Below are 25,269 nucleotides of genomic sequence, written 5' to 3' on the forward strand. Positions count from 1 at the left end.
TCTCGTTTATATCCCCTAAGGTAGTACTATGCCCATCAGTGCAGAACGCAAAAAATCATTTCGTACCATCGGCCACAAACTTAATCCAATCGTCACCATTGCAGGTAATGGGTTAAGCGAAGGCGTTCTGTTGGAGCTCAATCGCGCATTGGATGATCATGAACTCATCAAAATCAAACTGGGCGTAGCAGACCGCGAAGACCGCAAAGCTTTGGTAGCCGAACTTGTCGCTTTGCCAAATGTTGAACTAATTCAGGAAATTGGCAAAGTAGTTATTCTCTATCGCGCTAATAAAAAAGCTAACCCTAAACTGTCGAATTTACATAGATAAACATTTAATCGCTCAATAAAAAAGCCGCCAAACTGGCGGCTTTTTTATTGCACCGAAGGTTAAATATGCTCAACCTTGTCGATTTCATATTCCACTTCACCGCCTGGCGCTTTTACGACGACCACATCGCCTTCTTCTTTTCCGATTAACGCGCGCGCAATGGGCGAGTTAACGGAAATTTTGTTGGCTTTGATTTCTGCTTCGTCATCACCCACGATTTGGTAGGTCACAGATTGATCGGTTTCTACATTGATAATGGTCACTGTAGCACCGAATATAACTTTACCGGTATGGGGGATTTTGGTGACATCAATGATTTGTGCATTGCTGAGCTTGCCTTCAATTTCTTGGATACGGCCTTCGCAAAAACTTTGTTGTTCGCGCGCAGCAGAATACTCAGCGTTCTCTTTTAAATCACCGTGGGCGCGCGCTTCAGCGATGGCATTCACAATGCGGGGGCGTTGTACTTTTTTCAGGTCTTCTAACTCGGCTGCTAATTTTTCCGCGCCAAGTGCTGTCATTGGAAACTTAGTGCTCATTTCGTCTTTCCTTTAAGTACAAAGGCCTGATGAACAGGCCTTTTGTTGCAAATAAATGTATGCAAAAACCAATTAACTTTGCTGGGCTTTTACCTGCTGATGTAAATCTTGCAAGCGACGCACTTCAATCTTGTCGCGATTTTTCAGCGCAGTACACACTGCAAGACCAGCAGCCAAAGTCGTGTTGTAGTACACGCGATGATTTTCTGCGTTGCGACGAATCGACGCAGAATCCCGTGTTGCCTGACGACCTTCCACTGTATTTAAAATCAGATCGATTTCATCGTTTTTGATCATATCAACAATGTGTGGACGACCTTCCTGAACTTTATTTACCACCTGAACAGTCAAACCGGCGTTCTGCAAAATGCTAGCAGTACCGCGCGTTGCAACCAGTTTAAAGCCAAGCTCGGTTAAATCTTTACCAACACTCACAATGCCATCTTTATCCATATCACGCACGCTCAAAAATGCTGTGCCTGATGTCGGGATGCGGTTGTTCGCGCCCAATTGTGATTTACCGTAAGCTTCACCGAAGCTATCACCTACGCCCATTACTTCACCGGTAGATTTCATTTCCGGGCCGAGGATTGGGTCTACTGCAGGGAATTTATTGAACGGGAATACCGCTTCTTTCACGCTGTAGTAGGTTGGGATAATTTCTTTGGTAAAACCTTGTTCCGCTAAAGATGTTCCTGCTTGGCAACGTGCAGCCACTTTCGCGAGAGATACACCAATACATTTTGAGACGAAGGGAACAGTACGCGACGCGCGAGGGTTCACTTCGATCACATAAATTTTGCCATCTTGATAAGCGAGTTGGGTATTCATCAAACCAATCACACCCAATTCGATCGCCATTTTCTTAACTTGCTCGCGCATTTCGTTTTGCACGTCGGTTGGCAAAGAATATGGAGGCAATGAACACGCAGAGTCACCTGAGTGGACACCACATTGTTCGATATGTTGCATGATGCCGCCGATCACAACTTGCTGACCGTCTGACACCGAATCTATATCCACTTCAATTGCGGCGTTCAAGAAGTGGTCGAGCAACACAGGCGCATCTTCCGACACTTGTACCGCTGTGCGCATATAAGTGCGCAACTCATCTTCTTTATAAACGATTTCCATTGCGCGGCCGCCCAACACGTAAGACGGACGAACAACTAACGGGTAACCCACACGATCCGCTGCAACCAATGCTTCTTCCAAGGAACGAACAATCGCGTTTGGCGGTTGCAACAGGCCTAACTTTTCGATCATTTGCTGGAAGCGTTCGCGATCTTCTGCACGGTCAATTGCATCAGGGCTGGTTCCAATAATCGGTACGCCTTCCGCTTCCAAAGCGCGTGATAATTTCAATGGTGTTTGACCACCGAATTGAACAATTACGCCAACAGGTTTTTCTTTGTGAACAATTTCCAATACGTCTTCCAAAGTCACTGGCTCAAAGAACAAGCGGTCGGAAGTATCATAATCTGTTGAAACAGTTTCAGGGTTACAGTTCACCATAATGGTTTCGTAACCGTCTTCGCGCATGGCGAGTGCTGCGTGCACACAACAGTAATCGAATTCAATACCCTGACCGATACGGTTTGGGCCACCGCCAATGACCAAAATCTTTTTCTTGTCGCTTGGGTTAGCTTCACATTCTTCTTCGTACGAGGAATACATGTAAGCAGTTGAAGTCGCGAATTCTGCGGCGCAAGTATCTACACGCTTATATACAGGGCGAACATTCAACCCTTGACGGTAATGACGCACTTCTTTTTCAGTCACACCGAGCAACAAGGCCAAACGCTTGTCAGAGAAACCTTTGCGCTTGTAAGCAAACAAACTCTCTGCGTTGAAGTTAGCCAAAGATTTGCCGCGTAAGGCTTGCTCCATGGCAATTAATTCCTCGATTTGCACAAGGAACCATGGGTCGATTTTTGAAAGATTGAAAACGTCTTCAACGCTCATGCCCATGCGGAATGCATCGCCCACGTACCAGATACGCTCAGCGCCCGGAGTTGCGAGTTCGCGACGAACACGTGCAACGCCTTCTTCGCTGGTGATGTCTACTTTGGATTCGAAACCGGCAGAACCTACTTCCAAACCGCGCAATGCTTTTTGCAAAGATTCCTGGAAGCTACGACCAATTGCCATAACTTCACCCACAGATTTCATTTGCGTGGTTAAGCGTGCATCTGCTTCGCCGAATTTTTCGAAAGTGAAGCGCGGAACTTTCGTTACAACGTAATCAATAGACGGTTCAAATGATGCTGGAGTTGCACCACCAGTAATATCATTTTTCAATTCGTCGAGCGTGTAACCAACAGCTAATTTCGCAGCGATTTTTGCAATGGGGAAGCCAGTTGCTTTTGATGCAAGTGCAGATGAACGCGACACACGCGGGTTCATCTCGATAACAACCATGCGGCCATCAACCGGATTCACCGCGAACTGTACGTTTGAACCGCCAGTTTCCACACCAATTTCACGCAGCACCGCGATCGAGGCGTTACGCATGATTTGATATTCTTTGTCGGTAAGCGTTTGCGCTGGCGCAACAGTAATAGAGTCGCCGGTGTGAACACCCATTGGATCGAAGTTTTCAATCGAACACACGATAATGCAGTTGTCGTTTTTATCACGCACAACTTCCATCTCGTACTCTTTCCAGCCGAGCAAAGATTCGTCGATCAATAGTTCGTGCGTTGGCGATAAATCCAAACCGCGCGTACAGATTTCTTCAAATTCATCCCAGTTGTACGCAATACCGCCACCTGAACCACCCATGGTAAATGATGGGCGAATGATGCAAGGGAAACCAAATTCTTTTGGCGCTTCGCGTGCTTCTTCCAAGCTGTGAACGATTTTTGCGCGCGCACATGAAAGGCCGATGCGCTTCATTGCTTGGTCGAAGAGATTGCGATCCTCCGCCATATTGATGGCTTCTTCTTTAGCGCCGATCAACTCAACGTTGTATTTTTCGAGCACGCCATGTTTCGCCAACGCCAATGCACAGTTCAGAGCAGTTTGGCCGCCCATGGTTGGGAGAATTACATCGGGGCGTTCTTTTTCGATAATTTTTTCTACGGTTTGCCACTCGATGGGTTCAATGTAAGTGGCATCCGCCATGGCCGGGTCGGTCATGATGGTAGCTGGGTTGGAGTTAACCAGAATGACGCGGTAACCCTCTTCGCGCAGGGCTTTACAAGCTTGCGCACCCGAGTAGTCGAACTCACAAGCCTGGCCGATAACAATGGGGCCAGCGCCGAGGATCAAGATACTTTTAATGTCTGTACGTTTTGGCATGTCTGCTCCGGTTAGGACGCTTTGCGGGCTTGCATCAATTCAATAAAGTGGTCAAACAGGGTATCCGCTTCGTGCGGGCCAGGGCTTGCTTCAGGGTGACCTTGGAAGCTGAAAGCCGGCTTATCGGTGCGGTGGATACCTTGCAAAGAACCATCGAACAAGGACTTGTGAGTCGCTCTCAAATTTGCAGGCAAGCTTGATTCTTCAACCGCAAAGCCATGGTTTTGCGCGGTGATCATCACCCGTTTGGTATCCAAATCTTGTACTGGATGGTTGCCGCCGTGATGACCGAATTTCATTTTCAATGTTTTTGCGCCTGAAGCCAGAGCCAGCAATTGATGACCAAGGCAAATACCGAACACCGGGATATCGGTTTCCAGGAATTGCTTAATGGCTTCGATAGCGTAGGTGCAAGGCTCTGGATCGCCGGGACCGTTAGAAAGGAAAATACCATCTGGATTCATCGCCAACACGTCTGCAGCGCTGGTCTTGGCCGGAACTACAACCAAATCGCAATCGCGATCTACTAGCATACGCAGAATGTTGCGCTTAACACCGTAGTCGTATGCAACGACTTTGAATTTCTTACCGCCGGTAGCGGAGTGACCTTTGCCCAGCTCCCAGGTGCCTTCGCCCCAAGTGTAGGGCTCGCTCACAGTGACTTCTTTGGCGAGATCCAAACCTTTCAAACCGCCGAATGCTTTGGCAGCGGCGAGAGCTTTAGCTTGGCCCGCTTCGGTAGCGGCTTCATCGCCAGCGATGATCGCACCGTTTTGAGCACCTTTATCACGCAACAAGCGGGTCAAGCGGCGGGTATCAATGTCGGCAATGCCAAGAACATTGCGGGCTTTGAGGTAGCTAGAGAGGTCTTGTTGGTTGCGGAAGTTGCTGGCCAGCAGCGGTAAATCGCGAATTACCAAGCCAGTTGCCCATACGCGGTCGCATTCAGCGTCTTCCGACGTGGTGCCTGTATTGCCGATATGGGGATAAGTTAAAGTAACGATTTGCTGAGCGTATGAAGGGTCTGTAAGGATTTCCTGATATCCGGTCATGGCGGTGTTAAACACTACCTCACCAACAGAAAGACCTTCAGCACCAATAGCGGTACCACGAAAAACACTACCGTCTGCAAGAACAAGCAGTGCGGGCTTTTTAAGCCCTGGTTGGGAGTCCCCAGTATTCAAGTCAACCTCCTGACTAAGCTAGTAACAGTGTTGGCTGTAACAGTTTTCAAAATCTTGGCGCAGGGTAAATTCACTTTCTTCAGGCTCAAAAAGGCAATCGCACAAGCAAAAAGGCGCGAAAAAGCGGGTTTGAGTCGTGGTTATAGGTGAATTTGGCCGGTTGCAGGTTGTAAAAAAGCGAGATGAAATCAACTCCCATCTCGCTTTTTGTAGGTCGGCCTAGCCATTAAAGAGACCGCTTTGAATTCTGCAACCGGGCGCGGCAGAGCCGTGCGCAATCTGGCTGCGAATTCTACGGGACTCGGGCGCATGTGTCCATTGGAAAATCTGGCCAAGCCGAGAAATGCGCAATAAAGGTTCGAAATGAAAGCTTAGTGAGTCTTCTTACCGTGCCCAGAATCGGGTTTGGAGAAGATTTTGGTGGCCAGATTTACTACAACCAATGTGATGGCTCCAGCCACTACACCTAAAACCATGCTCATCAAAGAGCTACCTAGCGTTGCAGCCACCCCGCCATAATAATGCTGGATGCTGTGCTCAATGCTATGAAAGATGGGTAGCCCATGGCCCAAAATCCCACCCCCCACCAGAAACATAGCTACCGTCCCAGCAACGGACAGGAACTTCATCAGTTTAGGCGCCGTTACCAACAACCCCTGACCAAGCTTATGTTGAAGCCCCAACCACGCGCCCTGCCCCTGCTTCTGCAGAAGGTGCAAGCCCATGTCATCCAGCTTGACGATCAGGGCAACAAATCCGTAAACACCCACCGTCATTAGAATCGCCACAACCACTACAGCCGCAACCTGAACTGAAAATGCAGCTTGGGCAACGGCGCCGAGAGTGATCACAATAATCTCAGCCGAGAGAACAAAATCAGTACGCACCGCGCCTTTGATTTTCTCCTTCTCGTACTCCACCATATCGACATGCGGATTGTGCAAGGCAGCTTCCAGCGCATCATGCTCAGCTTTTTCTTCTGCATCTGTGTGCAAAAACTTGTGAGCGAGCTTTTCAACCCCCTCGTAACACAAATAAAGCCCGCCGATCATTAGCAAAGGGGTGATTAACCAAGGAACAAAGGCGCTAATCAGCAAGGCAGCAGGAACGAGAATGGCTTTGTTGATAAATGATCCTTTAGCCACCGCCCAGACTACTGGCAATTCTCGTTCTGCGCGGACACCTGCAACCTGCTCCGCATTGAGTGCGAGATCATCTCCCAACACGCCTGCTGTTTTTTTAGCGGCGACTTTGGTCATAACAGCCACGTCATCCAACACAGCTGCTATATCATCAATCAACAAAAGAAGGCTTGAACCCGCCATAACAAATTCCCGTTCAAAGGTTTAACGCAAACCCAGCATATCCTGCATATCAAATAAACCGGAGGATTGATTTTTTAACCACACTGCCGCACGCACAGCGCCGTTTGAAAAGGCTAAACGGCTTGACGCTTTATGCGTAATTTCAACGCGCTCACCATCGGCCATAAACATGACGGTGTGATCGCCCACGACATCGCCGCCGCGTACGGTGGCAAAGCCTATAGTTTCACGTGGGCGCGCGCCGATTTGACCTTCGCGGCCATAAACGGCAACTTTTTTCAAATCGCGATCCAATGCATTAGCCAGGACTTCGCCCATACGTACTGCTGTACCAGAGGGAGAATCTACTTTGTGGCGATGATGGGCCTCGTAAACTTCAACATCGTATTCATCGCCTAAAACTCGCGCGGCAATATCCAGTATTTTGAAACACAAATTTACGCCAGTAGAAAAATTGGCGGAAAGCAATAATGGAATTTGCGTTTGATAGGACAAAAGCTCTGCTTTCTCGGAATCGCTAAATCCTGTTGTTCCAACAACGATTGGCTTTTTATGTGCCGCGCAAATTTTTACGTTTGCCAGCGTGGCGGCAGGTGAACTGAAATCAATCAGTACATCAAATTCATTTACAACAGAGGCTATGTCACCAACAATTTTTACGTCGATTTTTCCCAAGCCGCCAAACTCGCCTGCATCCACCCCAATTAAAGAACTTGTGGGACGGACTATAGCGGCAGCTAGAGATGTTTCAGGATTTTTATGGGTTGATTCGATCAGGGCCTTGCCCATACGACCCGCCGCACCGGCGATTGCAATTCTTGTGGTCATAAAATTCTCGTTCTTGAATCACATTAATTTTATTGGTTATCATCCAAATCATTAAACAAATGCCCTAACTTGCCGGCCTTTGTTTCCAAATATTTTGCATTGTGCGGATTACGGCCGGTTTGATGCGGCATACGTTCCACCACGTTAATTCCCATATCTTGCAAGGCTTTTACTTTGCGTGGATTGTTGGTTAGCAATTTCAAGGATTTTATATTTAAATGTTCAAGCATGGGTTTAAGGATGCTGTAGTCACGCATATCTGCACCGAAACCCAACTGCTCGTTGGCTTCAACAGTATCAGCTCCGCAATCTTGCAAGGAATAAGCGCGAATTTTATTGATCAAACCTATACCACGACCTTCCTGACGCAAATAAAAAATCACACCGCGCCCAACCACACCGATTTTGTGCATAGCTGCTTGCAATTGCGGGCCGCAATCGCACCGCAAACTAAACAATGCATCACCAGTCAAGCATTCCGAGTGAATACGCGCGAGCAAAGGCTCGCAGCCAGTGATGTCGCCCATGGTCAACACAACATGTTCTTTTTCGGTTTTGTCGTCTTCAAAACCGTGCATCACAAACATGCCGAAGGGCGTGGGTAATTTACAGGATTCGATAAAACGGATTGTCACTGATTAACCTCGGTAAAGTTGGAAAACACCAACCTAAATTTCAACAATATCAAATGGGATAGGGACAAAAATATACGCAAGCTTGCAAAAGCACAAAGGCATAAATTCCTGCAAGCACATCATCAATCATAATGCCTAAACCGCCACCCACTTTGCGATCAAGCCATCCAATGGGCCAAGGTTTGATGATGTCGAAAAAACGAAACAACACAAAGCCAAGTATCATCCACACCCAACCAGTGGGAGCAAGAAACATGGTAATCCAATAGCCGACAAATTCATCCCACACTATGCCGCCGTGATCGTGAACACCTAATTGCTTTGAGGAGCGGTCACACCAATAAATACCTAAGGCAAAAGTCACAATTAACCAAGTGCCATAAATAGGCCACGCCAAATCTTGTAGCAACCAATAAATAGGAACGGCAGCGAGAGTACCAAAAGTACCCGGAGCTTTTGGCGCTAGGCCGCTGCCAAAACCAAACGCAAAAAAATGGTTGGGATTGGTGAGCAATTGTTTAAAACTGGGTGTTGTCATTCTGTTCGCTAAAAATGTTGATAGCCAAGACTATCCAATTCGTAAGTTTCGCCATCGAGCTCACAGCGCACGCCACTGCCGCTGATGATTTCACCAACAACCGTCGCATTAATTTTTTCTTGCGCAATTAGCATGGCAAGTTCCGGCATTTTTTCAGGAGGGACCGTAAAACATAATTCGTAATCGTCGCCGCCACTGAGCACCCAAGTGCGCGCTTGATGCACATCATTGAGCGCAAGCAACGCGGGTGACAGCGGCAAATTTTCTACGTCAATCACCGCACCCACATCACTGGCTTCGCAGATATGATTTAAATCTGCCACTAATCCATCTGAAATATCGAGCGCCGAGCTGGCGATTGAACGCAGCAAATTTACTTCCGCTAAACGCGGTGTGGGGCGATAAAAACGCTCGCGCAGATAATGCTCGTGCGTTTCGTCCAACTGCAAACCATTCTGTATAACTGCTAAGGCTGCCGCACCATCGCCTAGGTAGTTCGTCACGCAAATAAAATCGCCAACGCTGGCACCGTCGCGCCTTAAAGCATATTGCGAATCAACCGCACCCATGGCTTGAATGGTGATGCTGAATGGACCCGAGGTTGTATCACCCCCAACCAACACAATTTCGTATTGATTTGCGGTGCGGAAAAGGCCGCGACTAAAACCGCGCAACCACTCTTCACTGAGGTACTCAGAATTTTTGGGCAAGGTCAAAGCCAAGGTAAACCACAAGGGTTCTGCGCCCATGGCCGCGAGATCACTTAAGTTGGTGCGTAAGGCGCGCTCAGCTATATCGTCAGGTTTTGCGTCAGCAGGAAAATGAACATCCGCAACGAGAGTATCAACAGAAATAGCGAGCTGTTTGCTGGTCGGTATTTGCAGGAGCGCGCAATCATCACCAATCCCCAAGACAACACTAGCCTGTGCTTTTTCTTCCAACAGCAAATCTGCTTGCTCGTGCTGGAAGAATTTCCGGATAAGTTCAAATTCGCGCATGGTCGATCGCAAATGACAATTTGCGATTAGTGTCCTCGTTCGGCTTTAACTTCAATGGCGCGCAGAATTTCTGCCGTTTTATCCAAGACGCCGTTGATAAATTTATGGCTGTCTTCTGCGCCGAATTTTTTGGCAAGCGATACAGCTTCGTTGATGACAACTTTATAAGGTACATCAATACGAAATTTCAATTCGTAGGTCGCCATTCGCAATAAGGCTTGAGTGACTGGATCTAACTCAACCAATGATCGCTCAACCAAAAAAGGTTCGAAAGCGGCTTCCAACTCCGATAAATGCTCAGGCACGCCGTGCAAAATTTCGTGGAAGTATTCCAAATCCACATTGCTCATGTCGTTATCAACACGGAACTCAGCTTCAATTGCGTTGATACTTGAACCGGCCATTCTCCATTGATAGAGCGCTTGCATAGCGTAGTGGCGAGCCATACGGCGGGTAGCGGCCAATTGGCCTTTCTGGATTTGCGAAGTCATTGGGTATACCTGAAAAAGAACAGTGATTGCGCCATGCAATCATTTAACACGTTTTACGGAAGTTGTCGGGCCGATGAATCAACCCGACGATAGCACTAACTAAATATTGCCAATCAACGAAACCATTTCCAACGCGGTTGATGCAGCCTCAACACCTTTATTGCCGGCCTTAGTTCCAGAGCGCTCAATAGCCTGCTCGATGGAGTCAACGGTCAACACACCAAAGGTAATTGGAATACCGGCATTCAAAGACACTTGCGCCAAACCTTTCGTGCACTCGCCTGCAACGTAATCAAAATGTGGGGTACCGCCACGAATTACCGCACCGAGCGCGATGATTGCATCGAACTCATTTTTTGCCGCAATTTTTTGTGCGACGAGTGGAAACTCAAACGCACCGGGTGCGTAATAAATTGTCACGTTTTCGTCTTTAATGCCGTGACGACGCAAAGTATCCAATGCGCCCTCTTTTAAACTTTCCACCACAAAACTATTCCAGCGGCTCACAATCAACGCGTACTTGCCTTTAGATGCTGCAAAATCGCCTTCGATAACTTTAATGTTGCTCATAGTGTGTTCTCTTAAAATAAATTGTGTATCACTTACGCGTCGGGACAAACGTATTCAACCACTTCTAAATCAAAACCGGACAAGGCGGAGTAGCGCATGGGCGCAGACATCACACGCATTTTGCGAACACCTAAATCACGCAGAATTTGGGAGCCAGTGCCGACTTGTTTGTACAGAACTTCCGGGCTGCGGCGCTGTTGCTTACCGCTCAACAACCAATCGATACTTTCTTCTACTTCACTGGTGGACTCATCGTGGCAAATCAAAAGCACCACGCCCTTGCCTTCATCATTCACGCGTTTGAGCGCTTCTTGATAGGACCAGGCTCTTCCACCCGCAATCGATGGACGCTGCAAACTCAAAATATCGCGCGCTAAATCCATCACATGAACGCGAACCAAGGTGGGTTCCGCATTAATTTCGCCTTTCACCATCACAAAATGGAGATCACCGCGCGCTAAGTCGCGGTAGGTGCGCAGCTCAAATTCGCCGTAAAGCGTTTCCACTTTGCGCGTGTTGATGCACTCAACGGTTTTTTCTTTGGTGGCACGGTAGTGAATCAGGTCGGCAATGGTACCGATTTTTAGGCCATGTTGCTCGGCAAATTGCTCAAGATCCGGGCGGCGAGCCATGCTGCCGTCGGCATTCATCACTTCCACAATCACGGCGGCGGGTTCAAAGCCGGCCAAACGTGCGAGATCACAACCCGCTTCGGTGTGACCCGCGCGGCTCATAACACCGCCGGGCTGACTCATCAGTGGGAATATATGGCCGGGTTGAACGATGTCTGTAGGCTTGGCGTCGTGACGAACAGCCGCGCGTACCGTTAGCGCACGATCGGCCGCCGATATACCCGTACTCACACCTTCAGCGGCTTCTATGGATACGGTGAAGTTGGTGGTGTGCTGGGATTTGTTGTCGCTCACCATAAGCGGCAAATCCAATTGTTTGCAGCGCTCCGGGGTGAGCGTTAAACAAATCAATCCACGTGCATGAGTCGCCATAAAATTAATGTCTTCAGGGCGAACCTGCTCGGCGACCATAATCAAATCGCCTTCGTTTTCACGGTCTTCGTCATCCATCAGGATAACCATTTTGCCGTGACGCAAATCTTCAATCAGTTCTTCGATGGTGTTGAGCTGCATAGGCATTCTCTAAAAATTCCGCAATCTAATTTGCAATACCCATTTGATCTTTGGGTTGGTGATTAAAGAAGGCGATTAAATCGCCTACTGTCACAATTTTTCCAAACAGAGGATTTTGCTCCGTCTGCGAAAGGCATCGCCCTGCCCTGAGCGCAATTCGGTGAAGCACATCATCTACTTCATCTGCTGTTAACAGCAGGTCTGTGTAGAGGTTATCGCTCCAGCGAAGCGGAAAATCGGGTACGGCCAAATCGAGCCTTATCTCTTCGTAAACAGCGCGAACTACGTATGTATCTATATCGCGCAAATCGCGCTCTCGGGGAAACTCTTGAAGCGATTCACCCAAACGCTGAGCTTTCAATTGGTTCAAATGTCGGGTCACTCTAATGCGTTCATAGGCAAAATTACCGACCACCAACAGCAGTGCGCACAGCGTCACCAGCGGGTGCACCCACAAAATGTAGACACCCACGCACACCAATACAAAAATCAAAACCCAACTCGCCACGCTTATGGGCGCGGGCTTGTATCTCGGCATTAGGCGCGATGAAACGCGCACTACATAAACCCGTTTTTAGCGAGGAATTCCAGCGTTATGCCACTGTGCCCGTCGCTTTCGGCCGCTTTATCGCCCAACATTAAACGCTCCAAATAGCGCGCTAATACATCCACTTCAAGGTTAACCCGCGAGCCCGCTTGATAGCTGCCCATAATGGTTTCTCTAAGTGTATGTGGGACTATGTTTAATTCAAATTCTGCGCCGTCAACTTTGTTAACCGTCAGGCTGGTTCCATCGACAGTGATGGAGCCTTTGTGAGCGATGTATTTTGCGAGCACTTTGGGTGCGCGTATGCGAAACCGCTCTGAACGCGCGTCGGGATGGCGACTCACAACTTCACCCACACCATCCACGTGGCCGCTCACAATGTGCCCACCTAAACGCGTTTGGGGTGTAAGCGCTTTTTCCAAATTCACGCGCTGGCCTGTTTTCCAATCGGGCAGACTGGTGTTATCCAGCGTCTCGCGCGAAACATCAGCCCAGTAACCGTCGCCCGGTAAATCGACCACCGTTAAACACACGCCGTTGGTGGCGATGGAATCGCCCAAGCGAACATCCGCCAAATCCAAACCGTGGGTTTTGATGCGCAAACGCAAATCGCCATTTTTCGGCTGGAGCGCTACAACTTCGCCAATAGCTTCGATAATGCCGGTAAACATAGCAGGCCCTAGTGGTTGTATTGGGGTGACGAGTCTATAAACCGTCACCGTAAATAGCGAGAGTTTGGTTAACAGGTTTTGATCGAAAAACTTGATCTTATCAGGCGACGAAACTGTTATTAGGTGTAGCCGCCGCTTTAATACTTAAATCTATAACTTTGGTGCGTGCGATTAAATCATGCAGGCAACGCTTATCGCCGCGAAAAATTAACATCACGTCCAACAACCTTAGCGGTAAGCCGATAAAGGGCAACATGCCCATAACCCACTGCGAACAATAACGCTGGCCGATTAAGGCAAAAAACGCTGGCTTTTGGTTATCCAAGGTAACTATGGCGATTCCCATAATTTTTTTACCGATGGTTTGGCCACTTTGGTAAAGCAGATAACCGTGCAAGATGAAAAAGCTCATTATCGGCGAAAAGCTTAAGAATAATGCCTGCGAACTTGAAAGCCCCTCGAGCTTTTTCAGCAATTCAGCTTGCGCCGCTTTTAAATCACCCGTTGGGCCAGGGTCGATACCTAAACCCATATACTGCATTACAAACGCGAGCATGATAGCGATAAGAAAAACATCAATCACCCACGCTAAAAGGCGTTTGTGGTAAGAGGCAGTATTATCTCCACCATTGAAGGCGGAAGGCTGAAGGCCTTCGGGTTCTTGATCGTTCAAAACAATACCTTTAGGAAATCTGTTGTCACTAGCGGACTAGTATTCAGTGTCCGGTGTAGCGGTAATTCGCCAATCTGTACCCACCGCGCGAATATCGCTGATTTTGAGCGGCAAGGCAGACGACATGGTCGCCAAGGGTAAATCAAACAAGGCGCGCGCGCTGCTGCCTAATAATTTGGGCGCCATGTAAATTATCAACTCATCGACAAGGCCGCGTCGCAAAAAACTGGCGGCTAAGGTTGCGCCCGTTTCTACCAGCACTTCGTTACATTGGCGTTTCGCGAGTTCGCGCAAAAGCGCATTGAGATCTACCCGCCCCCCGCCGTCGATGGAGGAGTTTGCGGGTAAGGCCAGAAATTCTACGTGGGCAGGCCAGCCCATTAGTTTTTCCGATTCGGCGCGGCCATTGTGAACAATCAGGATTGGCGTTTCCTGAGCCAGAATTTTTGCGTTGCGATTTAAACGGATGTTTGAATCCAAGATTACACGCAGCGGTTGTTTCGCTGCAGCGGCCTCAGCGTCTGGCAAATCTAATTCGTGAGCGCGAACGGTAAGCGATGAATTGTCGATTAACACCGAATCAATACCGCTGATAATTGCGCAACTGCGAGCACGTAAACGCTGAACATCGCCCCGCGCTTTTTTACCCGTTACCCATTGGCTTTCGCCACTGGCCATGGCGGTACGCCCATCCAAACTCATGCCCATTTTGCAGCGAACAAAGGGCAGCTTTCGCTCCATTCGCTTGATGAAACCAGGATTGAGCGCGCGTGCATCTTCTTCCAATAAAGGCCCATCGACCTGAATGCCGTGCTCTTGCAAGTACTCAATACCCCGCCCCGCGACTAAGGGATTGGGGTCTTCCATCGCGTAGACAACACGGCTTACCCCTGCGGCCACCAAAGCATGGCTACAAGGACTCGTTTTTCCGGTGTGGCTACAGGGTTCAAGGGTGACATAAGCGGTGGCTCCGCGAGCACTGACGCCCGCAGCGGCTAGCGCGTTGACCTCAGCGTGACCTTCGCCAGCGCGCACATGCCAGCCTTCGCCGACAACCTTTTCATCTTTTACCAATACGCAACCCACGCGCGGGTTCGGCATGGTGGTGTAACGGCCGCGCTCCGCTAAGCGGAGGGCTTGCGCCATAAAAGCGTAATCAGCTGAGTTAATCGCCATGCTTAGAGTTTTTCAGATTCAGGTTGCTGCTCAAGGCGATCGATTTCCTGACGGAATTCGTTCAAATCCTTAAAGCGACGATAAACAGAAGCAAAGCGAACGTAAGCAACTTCGTCGAGCTTTTGCAATTGCTCCATCACTTTTTCGCCCACCACAATAGATTTCACTTCGCGCTCGCCCGTGGCTTGCAAAAAGTGTTTGATGTGGTTGATGGAAGATTCAATGGCTTCGATGCTGACAGGACGTTTTTCCAGCGCACGCAAAAGACCGGCGCGTAATTTGTTCTCATCGAAGGGTTCGCGGGTGCCGTTTTGTTTGATGATGCGTGGCATCACCAATTCAGCAATTTCAAAGGTGGTGAAACGTTCATGGCAGGACAAGCATTCGCGTCGGCGGCGAACCTGATCGCCTTCTGCAACCAAACGCGAATCTATAACTTTGGTGTCTTCAGCACTACAAAAAGGACAATGCATTGTGCGCAACCCTTAGCATTTTTGGAAAGGCGCACATCTTAGCATATCAAGCCGGCAATTCTGCGCTCTTACACGCTCGCCCCCCGTTATAAAAAACCCAGCCGAAGCTGGGTGAAGGAGTCGCACACACGTTGATTAAATCTTGTCTTAATTTCTAGAGCGCCTTTTCGTAAGCATCCGCCAAACCGGGTGCTGAGCCATACCAAGGTTTACCGGAAAAAAAGACCGTATCCCCTGTACGAAAAACACCTTTGGAGTTAAGAACCATTTGTCCGCCTTTGGTGATGAAGAAGTAAGTAATTTTGGGGTTAGCCGCCGCTATAGCTTTGGCTTGGTCGATGGTTAAGCCTCTGGCGCGGGCAACTTCATTAGACCAATCCGCACCGCCGTATTGAGCCACATCAGCAACACGATTGAAGACAAGTGCCGCAGCTTTAGATGAACTTGATACAGAACTCACCGCTTTTACATTACTGCTCGCGAGACTGGATTTAGCGCTTGAAACAGACGAAGAAGTTTTGGAACTGGATACAGAAGATGCTGGCTTGGTGACAGCGACCGACGAACTTGCGGCTGAACTCACTTTTGAACTGGCAACAGAGCTCACGCTGGATGAACTCTTGCTAGAAGACGAAGAACTCGTAACAGGTGCCGCATAAAAATTTGCGATTTGTGGTGTGGTGATTGTCAATGCGTAACGCGCATCTGCACCATTCACCGTATCAGTACGAGTTACACCACAAGGTACGCCTTTGCATGTCAAATCCGGGCTGGAAAATTTGTACAGCTTGCCTGTCCAGTAATCCACATTAAATTCAGATTGATAAGCCATGATAGTGGTGAACTGATTCAACACACCATAACCCAACGCATAAGGAAATGTTCCACCGCTACCATCTTGTTTGCGTGAATGTTTTAAACCCATGTTATGACCTAGCTCATGAGCCGTTACATAATCACCGCAGGAATTAATGGCGATATGCGAGAACATATAATTTTTAAGCGCAGGATTTGAAAAATCTCCATTCGTACCTTGCCCGCCAATCCATGCTATTCCGCAGCTTCCTTGTACGGATTTGAACGGGCGGTAAAAAATTACCATGTCCGCTTTTACTTGCTCACGTGCAGCAGCAACTCCGGAAAATGCAGCATTTTTCGCGAATGTAATATCATTTAGCGCTACATCAGCTGCATTGTCATCGGTGTAATTCACCATCAGTGTTCTGACCAAACGCAACTCAAGACTGAGATTGGAATCTTTATAAATTTGATTGCTGACCTGAACAAGTTGATTGATACGAGTTGATGGATCACCGCCGTAAGCATCGGCTGTGCCTTTGGTATAAACCACCATTACATCAATCACAGTATTTGCAGCATAGGTTGAAGCAGCGAATAAAATTGCCGCTGCATTCACGGCAACTTTCAAACCATTTTTTAATAGAGTTTTCATGAGGTTTTCTCGGTTGACTTTACTTAAAACCATCCTTGATTAACATGAATATGCGCGCATCCGTTAAAGCCAGGTCTTGCGGTTTTTTACAGCCGTAACTCTTTATTCGGGTGGAACTTCCATAAAATCTTTCGCCCCTGGATTAGATAATTCTATCTCCGCAGGATTTTTATAAAGCCAGCCCAAACCGTCGATAGATTCCATTGTGTAACTACCTTGGGGCGTGGTAATGGTTGCAAAAATCGAATGCTCACCATAAGTCATTACCACCGGATAATCAGTTCCATAACCTTGCAAGTGCCCGCTCCAAGTGTAGTCACCGTTAGGGTTTAAATTTGCAGCCTCTACGTTGGCAACTACACTCGCGCCGTTCAACATGGGTAGTTGGATTTGTTGGCCGACATCAGGATGTTGCGAAGTGTTTTGATCCAGCTGAACTATTGCATATTCGGTAATTTTTTCGCTCAAGCGGATGGTGGGAGTGTCGGATTTTACATCGCCCATTTGCCATGAAGATTGAAGCTCACGAGTCGGTGTAATTACCGGAGCTTTTTCAGAAACAGGATTTTTTGCTTGCGTAACAGCAACAGGCGCTTTAGCTGTTTCAGGGGCGAGCACTTTAGCTTCCTCTGGAAGGGGAATGGATTCCGCTGTCCACAAATGCGCTCCCTTCTGCGACTGCGGCACTTGAACCCATAACATAATGACGCACGCCACCAATACCAATAACCCAATTGCCCAGATTTTTTGTTTATCGCTCAATTTATAGATTTGCATAGTAGTTCCGCCCTGTGATGAACGTCTCAGTACAAAAATAGATCAGTCCTGGCGCTTAAACTAATTTTTATTGCGTTTTGGCGAAGAAAATCTAACGCCTTGGTTTTTGCTATTTTCGGTTCTAAATAAGCATCAACCTCGGCGATAAACAACGCAGTGGTAAGCCATAAACTTGACGAAAGATTTGAACACCAAGGCTGGATTGACTTATATGTCATTAAGCGATCACTAAATTCGGCGCAAAAAAAAGCAGCCCTAGGGCTGCTTTTTTACTAACACGATCTAGCGTGATTAGTCAGCGTAAACCGGGAAGTCTTTGCACAGGGCAGCAACTTTAATTTTTACACTTGCAATCACTTCGTCAGCGTTACCGGCTTCCAACGCATCAAAGATATCGCAGATCCAATTGGTCAACTGAATACATTCAGCCTCTTTGAAACCACGAGTTGTTACCGCTGGAGTACCAACGCGAATACCAGAGGTCACGAAAGGTGAGCGTGGGTCGTTTGGAACGGCGTTTTTGTTCACGGTGATGTGCGCTTTGCCCAAAGCTTCGTCAGCATCTTTACCTGAGTAAGATTTACCGATCAGGTCAACCAACATCAGGTGGTTCTCAGTGCCGCCCGATACGATTTTAATACCGCGCTCGATAAAGGTTTTTGCCATGGCTTTAGCATTTTTGGCCACTTGTGCTTGATAAGCCTTGTACTCTGGAGTCATGGCTTCTTTGAAGCAAATTGCTTTACCCGCGATAACGTGCATCAAAGGACCACCTTGACCACCTGGGAATACCGCTGAGTTCAGCTTCTTCTCAATCTCTTCGTTGGCTTTCGCCAGAATCAAACCACCACGTGGGCCGCGCAAGGTCTTGTGAGTGGTAGTCGTTGTTACGTCAGCAATTTGCACGGGGTTTGGATACAAACCTGCAGCAACCAAACCAGCAACGTGTGCCATATCCACAAACAAGTAGGCGCCTACTTTGTCGGCGATCTCACGGAAACGCTGCCAATCCACGACTTGTGAATAAGCTGAGAAACCCGCTACGACAACCTTTGGCTTATGCTCCAGAGCTAAACGCTCTACTTCGTCATAGTCGATCAAACCGGTTTCTGGATTCAAACCGTACTGAATTGCGTTGTAGTACTTGCCGGATGAACTCACTTTTGCACCGTGGGTTAAGTGGCCACCGTGAGCCAAGCTCATACCCAAAATGGTATCGCCCGGCGCGCAAAGCGCTGCATATACGGCTTGGTTTGCTTGTGAACCTGAATGTGGTTGAACGTTGGCATAGTCAGCACCGAACAATTGCTTGGCGCGCTCAATAGCCAAAGACTCAGTTACGTCTACATATTCGCAACCGCCGTAATAGCGCTTGCCTGGGTAACCCTCGGCGTATTTGTTGGTCAACTTGCTGCCCTGCGCCGCGATCACTAGCGGGCTGGTGTAGTTCTCGGAGGCAATCAACTCGATGTGCTCTTCCTGGCGTTTGCCTTCATTTTGGATGGATGCCCAAATTTCAGGGTCGAAAGAAGCGATAGTTTGGTTCTTATCAAACATAGATGAGTCCTAAGCTGACCGGGGAATCCCAAGGGATATCCGGGTTAATGGGAAGGGTGAAAAATTGAGGCGTGCATTGTACATCAATCGGCCAAACGGCTTCCACGCAAAAAACTCATCTCCCATAAGAATTTGGCTCATACAACGCCCCCTGAAAAGCGTCAAAAACAACCTAAGTTCGGTGCCGCACAGATCCCGACTGTTTCCTTTTGTTACAAATTGCTACGACGTTTTAACGTCAGGCGATCTATTCACCTAAGACTTTGAAGCGAACAAAAAGACCTCTACGTTCAGACGAATGGGGTTCAGGATCACCAAAAGGAAACTTAATGATGAAATTTCTGCAAGGGTTGATGCTGGGACTGACTCTTGGTCTATGCCCCTTGGCGATGGCCCAGTCGACTTACCTTATGGGCGCCGGAGATGAGATCCGCATGACCGTTTACGGCCAGCCCGAACTGACGACTGAAGCCCAAATCAATACGGACGGAACGCTCGAAGTTCCGCTCATAGGCACACTGAAAATTGCCGGTCGCTCCAGCGGCGACGCAGCTAGACTGATTGCCGACAAATACCAAAGCGGCAATATTCTCAAAAGCGCGCAGGTCAACCTGCTCGTCACCAAATACCGCAGCCAAGTGGTTTCCATCCTCGGAAAAGTAAACAGCCCCGGAAAGTTGGTATTGGAAGGCCCGACCACGCTGACCCAAGCCATCGCTTGGGCGGGCGGAGTGGCAGACGCCGGCAGTGAACATTTAACTCTGGTTCGTACCGATGCCAGCGGCCGACAAGAGCGACGCGAATACGATTTGCAAAAGCTCTTGGGACGCGAGGCTGACTCTACCCCCGTTGTGTGGCTTCAAAACGGCGACACCATCTATGTCCCCCACGCAGATCGCTTCTACGTGAGCGGCGAAGTTCGCACCCCCGGCATGTACGCATTGGATCGCCCGCTTAACGTTATGCAGGCTGTTGGTGTTGCTGGCGGCCCCACGGCGCGAGCCAGCGATCGTTCGGTCAAGCTGTACCGCAAACAAGCCGATGGCTCCGTTAAAGAATTTAAAGCCAAACCAGACGAAAAAGTGCTGGATGGCGATCTTATGGTCGTGCAAGAGAGCCTCTTTTAAACCGCTCGCTGCTGTAGTTGAGATCAACTGATTTAGAAGGAATTCCTATGATTAACCTCGATAGTCTCTTGCGGATTTTATACGCACGCCGCCTGCTCGTCGGCGGTATCACACTCGCTGTTCTTGCGCTGGCATTGGCAATCACCCTGCTCACTCCAAAGCTTTATATGGCAACTACCAACCTGATTATCGATGGTAAAGGCCAAGATCCTATTAGTGGCCAAACCATGCCGGCGCGTTTAATGGCTGGATACATGGCAACTCAAGCAGAAGTTATTCGCAGCCGTAATGTGGCAAGCAAGGTCATTCAGCAACTTAAATTAGGCTCAAGTGAAGATGTCGCTCGTCAGCTTCACCTGCCGGACGATCAAAGCGAACGCCGAAAGGCACTATTGGGGTATTTGGATAAGGGGTTAGTGGTAGATACGGAGCGCGATAGCAATCTGGTCAACATTAGTTTCAAAGCCAAAAACCCGGCGCTGGCCGCACAGATCGCCGATGCCTTTGCACAGGCGTATATCAACACTAACCTTGAGTTGCGCATTGAACCGGCCAAGCAAACCACGCGCTGGTATGACCAGCAATTGGCCGCCATGCGCAATTCTCTGGTAGAAAAACAAAACGCGCTTTCCGCCTATCAGGAAAAGCACGACATTCTAGTGACATCGGATCGTCTCGATTTAGAGTCGGCAAAACTCGCGGAGCTCTCATCCATGCTGATTGCCGCGCAAAACGAACGCCTCAACAACACCACCCGCAACAATCAATTGTCCGGGAAACGCGGTGCCCTCCCGGCTGAGGCATTGGACAACCCACAGGTTCAACGGATTTCTGCCGAGCTGGCGCAAGCCCAGGCGCGCTTGTCGGATTTGCTGACTCGCGTTGGCGAAAACCACCCGCAATATCGTCAGGCTCAAGGTGAAGTTGATTCGCTCAGCCAGCAATTGGGTCAAGCACTGCGCTTTATTAATGGCAGCGTGCGTTCATCGGTTGAATTGGCAGAAAGCCGTGAGGAACAACTAAAGGCAGAACTAGCGGCACAGAAAGATCGCGTCCTTCAACTTAGCCGCAACCGCAACGAACTGAGCTTACTTAAACAGGAAGTGGACAACTCGCAAGCCGCCTACGACGCGGCTCTGGCTCGCGCCACCCAAACCAAACTGGAAAGCCAGGTTGCTCTCACTGATGTTTCCATTCTTAACACCGCCACAGTTCCCACGCGCGCAACAACGCCGCGCACTTCTATGAATCTGGTACTGGGTGTCTTGACGGGTGTGCTACTGGGCCTTGCCGTTGCGCTGTGCAGGGAGTGGATGGATAGGCGGGTTCGCAGCTCTAACGATTTGGAGCAGGCACTCGGTTTGCCTGTTCTGGCCTCTATTCCCGCGGCAAGCAGTAGCGGAGCTTTTACGCACAAAGGCCGCTTTCCCCTGAAACTTTCCTTCAATGGGTGATGACATGAACGAAATCGCACAAGTAGTCCCCGCTGGGCAAACGCAGCCTGCTCGAAAGGAATCTGTGAATAAAATTGGGCGTATGTTGGAAACGCGCGGAAAAATCACGCGTGAAGAATTCAAATCCATCATCGCGGTACAAAATCAGGAAAATGTTCGATTCGGAGATGCCGCACTAAAGCTTGGCTTGGTTGAACCGGAGGACATTGAGGCTGTATTGGCCGAACAATTTGCTTACACCTTGCCCCCCAACCGCAATAGCAAACTGGATTCGCGGCTTGTTGTTGCCTTTCAGCCCAATAGCCCTCAGGCAGAAGCCCTGCGCAGCTTGCGCAGCGAACTTTTGCTGCGCTATTTCAGCCGCGGCGAACACCTGAGCCTCGCCGTGATAGGGTCAGAAGATGATGAAGGAATTGCGCTAACGGCAGCCAACCTTGCGGTCAGCTTTGCCCAACTGGGTAAGCGTACCCTTTTAGTGGAAGGCAATTTGCGCTTGCCGCAACTTCATAGCCTGTTCGGGCAGGACGAACGCAACCCCGGCCTTAGCGACCTCATAGCAGTACGAACCCCGGTCGAACCCGTGGGCATTACCGACTTGGGCTCGCTGTGGGTTTTGGCCGCCGGCACCCCAGTTCCAAACCCGCAAGAGCTGCTCGCCAGTAGAAATTACGCCAAGAGTTTGCACGATTTATCGCCCCACTTCGACGTCATCATTATCAACACACCACCACTCAACCATATTGCCGATGCCCGACTGATCGCCGCTCACTCGGGCGCCGCTTTGCTGGTGGCATGGGAGGACGTATCGCGCGTAAAAGACCTCGAACGCATTTGCAACACCCTACATAGCTTGGGTGTTCGATTGCTCGGCGCTGCTTTACAACACTAGCCGCGCTGAGGACGACAGGATGAATTATTCGCATGCCGGCGCGGGCAATGAGTCCAAGAGTGCATTTGACCCGACCATACACCCTCCGATTTCGGATGCTGCGGCTCATCCTCTTGATGACCGGATAATCATTAGCATTCTGGCCGCTACTGCGGTTTATCAAGCTGTTCTTTGCCTATTAAATACTCAGGGCATCCCCGTATCCCGTGCACTTCTTGGGCTATCCGAAGCACTCATACTCAGCGCATGCCTGCCGTTTATTACACGCCGTCTTCTACCCGGACTAATCACCGTCATCTTGCTCTGCGCCGCTATGTTTTGCCTGCAATCTCTGGTGAGCGGCGCAGTCAATATTAAAACGTTCCGGGATCTCGCCATTCCCCTTTGTTATTTTTGGGTGGGCTGCAACATTGGCCGCGTCCAACTAGCGAGCAGAGCATTGATTTGGACCATTTGGGTCGTGCTCTTCATGGGGTTGCTGGAATTATTTTTTTTAGACCAATACACCAACTTTTTCGACATTTTCAGTTACTACGTCAACACCGGAAATCTGGACCCGGTGCAAACCTACAACACCACCAAATTACAACTTAATGGCACTCGCCCCGAAGGTATAGGCCGCACGCTGCTACCCGAGCTTTTGGGTGCTCACCGAGTGTCGTCTGTGTTTCTGGAACCTGTTTCGCTGGGCAACTTTGCCACGATTTGCGCCGCTTGGGGCCTGAGTCTGGATAAATCCGAACTGCGCAAAACGCTGTTTTTCGTTGTCATGGCCATCGTGATGATCGTGATTTCAGATTCACGCTTTGCCTTAACCACTGTGAGCCTGATGATTGCCATGCGTCTTAGCATGTACGGAAAAGCGCTCTATTTGCCCATACTCGCGCCTTTTGCAGCAATTGCGCTTCTGGTTGCTATTGGGGAGGAAGGCGGAAAATTTATGGAAGACAGCTTCTACGGTCGCTTAGCGCTCTCCGGCAATGCACTTCATGAATTCGATATCCCCATGTTATTTGCCATGAAAGTTTCAAGCCCATATGCAGACATGGGTTATGCCCATTTGATTTCAGCATTCGGCCTACCCGTGACCCTTTTGCTGTGGTGCAGCTTATGGCTTCTGCCAATGCCCGATGAACAGGGGCAACGCTTCCGCGCCTTTGCCGCCATTTACATAACACTGATTCTCTGCGTGAGCGGTTACTCGCTCTACGCGCTTAAAACGTCCGGCATTTTGTGGTTCCTGATTGGATGCTGTTTAAAAAGTCCCGCGCCTGTGCGAAATCGCACGGAACTCCACTCACCCACTCACTCACACTCATCAAAAAATTCGCAGAGTGTCCACGCCGGCGCTTCGCACGCTGAATTGAACCTTGAGCCACTCGTGCTCGATGTTGGTCATCAAATCAGGAGAAGGACAGATGTCAATTAAAGTCACCCACGTTGTTCGACAATACTTGCCTTCAATTGGCGGCATGGAAGAAGTGGTACGCAATATTGCCTTGCACCAAATACGCAACAGCAAGCAGCAAGCGCGCGTCATCACACTCAACCGTTTGTTTCGAAACCAACAACTGGAATTACCCAAACGTGAAATGATGGAGGGCATTGAAGTTATTCGACTGCCCTACTACGGCTCCAGCCGCTACCCGATTTGCCCTGCAATTTTGCGCGAGATTGGCGATACCGATGTTATCCACGTACACGGTGTGGATTTTTTTTACGATTTTTTAGCCGCAACAAAATGGCTACATAAACGCCCACTGGTTTTATCTACCCACGGTGGATTTTTTCACACAAAATTTGCATCGCGCGCCAAGCAGACTTATTTCAACACTATTACGCGTTTGTCGTCATCGGCTTACAGCAAAGTCATAGCAACAAGCGCAAATGATGGAGAAATGTTTAGCCAAATTATGGCTACGCCCAAATTGCGCGTGATTGAAAATGGCGTGAACGTTGAAAAATATGCGGATCAAGCTGCGCTCGAATTACAACCGACACTCATCTACTTTGGTCGCTGGTCCGCCAACAAAGGTTTGATAGAAGCGCTGGATTTATTCGCACAAATTCGTGCGCGCGATGACCGTTGGCATTTTATTATTGCGGGCCGTGAGTACGACCATAACCTTGCCGATTTACGTGCAAAAGTGGATGCGCTCGCGTTGAACCACCACGTGACGCTGGCCGCAAATCCTACCGATGAAGAAATCAAAAATCTTATTCAGCAGTCGAGTTATTTTTTGTGCCTATCGCATCACGAAGGTTTTGGCATTGCGCCTATTGAAGGAATGAGCGCCGGCTTAACGCCGATACTAAGTGACATTCCGCCATTTAAACGCTTAGTAGATAACGCCGATCTAGGATTCACTTTAAGCAGCGCAACTGACCAAGGCTATGCAGAAAATTCTCTTGCTATAGATCGACTATTAAACCTGCATTCACAAGGTGACGAGGCTTACACACAGTGCAGAAAGGTCGCCATAAAATTCGCCAAAAATTACGCATGGCCGAAAGTCGCTGAGAATTACCTCGCAGTTTATGAGGAGCTCGCTCTCCCTCAAAAAGAGCAGGCCTTCGAATCATGA

The 25,269-nt window shown here is 49.0% G+C and carries 25 protein-coding genes; 6 read left to right on the forward strand and 19 right to left on the reverse strand.

The genetic code is table 11. The features are described from left to right. The first annotated feature begins 28 nt into the window (after nucleotides 1-28). Nucleotides 29-331, forward strand: coding sequence for a YhbY family RNA-binding protein (locus tag U1F02_RS03465; RefSeq protein WP_409988949.1), 303 nt, complete (start codon nucleotides 29-31; stop codon nucleotides 329-331). Nucleotides 332-390: 59 nt separating this feature from the next. On the opposite strand, the gene greA is transcribed toward U1F02_RS03465, so the two are convergent. The 19 genes from greA to glyA form a co-directional block, all read right to left on the reverse strand. Then, a complete protein-coding gene (gene greA / locus U1F02_RS03470) occupies nucleotides 391-870 on the reverse strand; it encodes a transcription elongation factor GreA (RefSeq protein ID WP_409988950.1) in 480 nt (159 codons plus the stop codon). A 72-nt stretch (nucleotides 871-942) separates the two neighbouring features. After that, nucleotides 943-4,173, reverse strand: coding sequence for a carbamoyl-phosphate synthase large subunit (gene carB / locus U1F02_RS03475; RefSeq protein WP_409988951.1), 3,231 nt, complete (start codon nucleotides 4,171-4,173; stop codon nucleotides 943-945). 11 nt (nucleotides 4,174-4,184) lie between these two features. Continuing rightward, nucleotides 4,185-5,357 (reverse strand): glutamine-hydrolyzing carbamoyl-phosphate synthase small subunit, encoded by a 1,173-nt coding sequence (carA, locus tag U1F02_RS03480; RefSeq protein ID WP_409988952.1) that lies wholly within the window; start codon nucleotides 5,355-5,357, stop codon nucleotides 4,185-4,187. A 371-nt stretch (nucleotides 5,358-5,728) separates the two neighbouring features. Beyond that, nucleotides 5,729-6,682, reverse strand: a complete 954-nt coding sequence (locus U1F02_RS03485) for a DUF808 domain-containing protein (protein ID WP_409988953.1) — start codon at nucleotides 6,680-6,682, stop codon at nucleotides 5,729-5,731. A 21-nt stretch (nucleotides 6,683-6,703) separates the two neighbouring features. Then, on the reverse strand, nucleotides 6,704-7,510 hold the full coding sequence (gene dapB / locus U1F02_RS03490; protein WP_409988954.1) for a 4-hydroxy-tetrahydrodipicolinate reductase: 807 nt from the start codon (nucleotides 7,508-7,510) through the stop codon (nucleotides 6,704-6,706). Nucleotides 7,511-7,539: 29 nt separating this feature from the next. Beyond that, nucleotides 7,540-8,145, reverse strand: a complete 606-nt coding sequence (gene ribA / locus U1F02_RS03495) for a GTP cyclohydrolase II (RefSeq protein WP_409988955.1) — start codon at nucleotides 8,143-8,145, stop codon at nucleotides 7,540-7,542. 49 nt (nucleotides 8,146-8,194) lie between these two features. Then, entirely contained in the window at nucleotides 8,195-8,683 is a 489-nt protein-coding gene (locus U1F02_RS03500; protein WP_409988956.1) for a phosphatidylglycerophosphatase A, read from the reverse strand. Between the two features lie 8 nt (nucleotides 8,684-8,691). After that, on the reverse strand, nucleotides 8,692-9,681 hold the full coding sequence (gene thiL / locus U1F02_RS03505) for a thiamine-phosphate kinase (protein ID WP_409988957.1): 990 nt from the start codon (nucleotides 9,679-9,681) through the stop codon (nucleotides 8,692-8,694). Nucleotides 9,682-9,707: 26 nt separating this feature from the next. Further along, a complete protein-coding gene (nusB, locus tag U1F02_RS03510; RefSeq protein ID WP_409988958.1) occupies nucleotides 9,708-10,172 on the reverse strand; it encodes a transcription antitermination factor NusB in 465 nt (154 codons plus the stop codon). Nucleotides 10,173-10,271: 99 nt separating this feature from the next. Continuing rightward, the gene (gene ribE / locus U1F02_RS03515; RefSeq protein WP_409988959.1) at nucleotides 10,272-10,742 is read right to left on the reverse strand and encodes a 6,7-dimethyl-8-ribityllumazine synthase; all 471 of its coding nucleotides are present in this window, start codon (nucleotides 10,740-10,742) and stop codon (nucleotides 10,272-10,274) included. Between the two features lie 32 nt (nucleotides 10,743-10,774). Next, complete coding sequence (ribBA, locus tag U1F02_RS03520; RefSeq protein WP_409988960.1) at nucleotides 10,775-11,887, reverse strand: bifunctional 3,4-dihydroxy-2-butanone-4-phosphate synthase/GTP cyclohydrolase II; 1,113 nt, start codon at nucleotides 11,885-11,887, stop codon at nucleotides 10,775-10,777. A gap of 25 nt (nucleotides 11,888-11,912) precedes the next feature. Further along, the gene (locus U1F02_RS03525) at nucleotides 11,913-12,380 is read right to left on the reverse strand and encodes a hypothetical protein (RefSeq protein ID WP_409988961.1); all 468 of its coding nucleotides are present in this window, start codon (nucleotides 12,378-12,380) and stop codon (nucleotides 11,913-11,915) included. Nucleotides 12,381-12,445: 65 nt separating this feature from the next. Continuing rightward, a complete protein-coding gene (locus U1F02_RS03530) occupies nucleotides 12,446-13,105 on the reverse strand; it encodes a riboflavin synthase (RefSeq protein ID WP_409988962.1) in 660 nt (219 codons plus the stop codon). Nucleotides 13,106-13,205: 100 nt separating this feature from the next. Beyond that, the gene (locus U1F02_RS03535; protein ID WP_409988963.1) at nucleotides 13,206-13,778 is read right to left on the reverse strand and encodes an RDD family protein; all 573 of its coding nucleotides are present in this window, start codon (nucleotides 13,776-13,778) and stop codon (nucleotides 13,206-13,208) included. A 36-nt stretch (nucleotides 13,779-13,814) separates the two neighbouring features. After that, nucleotides 13,815-14,954, reverse strand: coding sequence for a bifunctional diaminohydroxyphosphoribosylaminopyrimidine deaminase/5-amino-6-(5-phosphoribosylamino)uracil reductase RibD (ribD, locus tag U1F02_RS03540; RefSeq protein WP_409988964.1), 1,140 nt, complete (start codon nucleotides 14,952-14,954; stop codon nucleotides 13,815-13,817). A gap of 2 nt (nucleotides 14,955-14,956) precedes the next feature. Next, a complete protein-coding gene (nrdR, locus tag U1F02_RS03545; RefSeq protein ID WP_409988965.1) occupies nucleotides 14,957-15,427 on the reverse strand; it encodes a transcriptional regulator NrdR in 471 nt (156 codons plus the stop codon). 154 nt (nucleotides 15,428-15,581) lie between these two features. After that, the gene (locus tag U1F02_RS03550) at nucleotides 15,582-16,880 is read right to left on the reverse strand and encodes a zinc-dependent metalloprotease (protein WP_409988966.1); all 1,299 of its coding nucleotides are present in this window, start codon (nucleotides 16,878-16,880) and stop codon (nucleotides 15,582-15,584) included. A 102-nt stretch (nucleotides 16,881-16,982) separates the two neighbouring features. Further along, nucleotides 16,983-17,657, reverse strand: a complete 675-nt coding sequence (locus tag U1F02_RS03555) for a hypothetical protein (RefSeq protein ID WP_409988967.1) — start codon at nucleotides 17,655-17,657, stop codon at nucleotides 16,983-16,985. 291 nt (nucleotides 17,658-17,948) lie between these two features. After that, nucleotides 17,949-19,214, reverse strand: a complete 1,266-nt coding sequence (gene glyA / locus U1F02_RS03560; RefSeq protein ID WP_409988968.1) for a serine hydroxymethyltransferase — start codon at nucleotides 19,212-19,214, stop codon at nucleotides 17,949-17,951. Between the two features lie 329 nt (nucleotides 19,215-19,543). Between glyA and U1F02_RS03565 the strand changes: the two genes are divergently transcribed. From U1F02_RS03565 to U1F02_RS03585, 5 genes are read left to right on the forward strand one after another with little or no spacing between them, the layout of a single operon-like run. Further along, entirely contained in the window at nucleotides 19,544-20,341 is a 798-nt protein-coding gene (locus U1F02_RS03565; RefSeq protein WP_409988969.1) for an SLBB domain-containing protein, read from the forward strand. A 47-nt stretch (nucleotides 20,342-20,388) separates the two neighbouring features. Then, nucleotides 20,389-21,795, forward strand: a complete 1,407-nt coding sequence (gene epsF / locus U1F02_RS03570; protein ID WP_409988970.1) for a chain length determinant protein EpsF — start codon at nucleotides 20,389-20,391, stop codon at nucleotides 21,793-21,795. 4 nt (nucleotides 21,796-21,799) lie between these two features. After that, nucleotides 21,800-22,684: a CpsD/CapB family tyrosine-protein kinase gene (locus tag U1F02_RS03575; protein ID WP_409988971.1), complete on the forward strand. Its 885-nt coding sequence runs from the start codon at nucleotides 21,800-21,802 to the stop codon at nucleotides 22,682-22,684. 19 nt (nucleotides 22,685-22,703) lie between these two features. Next, nucleotides 22,704-24,113, forward strand: coding sequence for a polysaccharide biosynthesis protein GumE (locus U1F02_RS03580; RefSeq protein WP_409988972.1), 1,410 nt, complete (start codon nucleotides 22,704-22,706; stop codon nucleotides 24,111-24,113). Continuing rightward, complete coding sequence (locus tag U1F02_RS03585; protein ID WP_409988973.1) at nucleotides 24,103-25,269, forward strand: glycosyltransferase family 4 protein; 1,167 nt, start codon at nucleotides 24,103-24,105, stop codon at nucleotides 25,267-25,269. The genes U1F02_RS03580 and U1F02_RS03585 overlap by 11 nt, the downstream gene beginning before the upstream one ends.

Origin of the sequence: Cellvibrio sp., assembly GCF_046347455.1 — a bacterium.
GTDB lineage: Bacteria > Pseudomonadota > Gammaproteobacteria > Pseudomonadales > Cellvibrionaceae > Cellvibrio.